This is a genomic window from Corynebacterium sp. MSK195, from assembly GCF_030228885.1.
Classification (GTDB): Bacteria; Actinomycetota; Actinomycetes; order Mycobacteriales; family Mycobacteriaceae; genus Corynebacterium.
The window spans coordinates 1-472 of record NZ_JASPGT010000056.1; the positions used below are offsets into that span (position 1 = coordinate 1).

Consider the following 472-nt stretch of genomic DNA (forward strand, 5'->3'; position numbering starts at 1 on the left):
AACTTGACAAAAAATTGATTAAAGAAAAAAGAAATCACACAAACACACACAAACAAACCACAAAAAGCAATCCATCTGGTGTGTTTAATGCTCGCGTCCACTATACAGTTCTCACACAACACCCCAACCACACTCCACCAACACCAAACGCGTCAGCAGACATAATGGTCAGGCACAAAAAGGGGAATAATGCCCCAGACACCCAACAATGCACCAACATACAAACAATTACTTTTCACTGTGCATGGACAACGTGTGTCACAAAGCGCCATTCAAACACTTGGTCATGTCTCATAAGGTGTGTGTTTCACCCGGACAATTTTTCAACAATAAAAGTTGGCAGCATGACACTCGCATACTCAACCAACCAAGGGTGCAACTGCACCCAACAAATAAAAGCTCCTTAGAAAGGAGGTGATCCACCCGCACCTTCCGGTACGGGTACCTTGTTACGACTTCGTCCCAATCGCCG

The 472-nt window shown here is 44.7% G+C and carries 1 rRNA gene; it reads right to left on the reverse strand.

The features are described 5' to 3' along the window. Window positions 1-407 precede the first annotated feature (407 nt). Window positions 408-472, reverse strand: a 16S ribosomal RNA gene (locus QP909_RS11780); the annotation flags it as partial.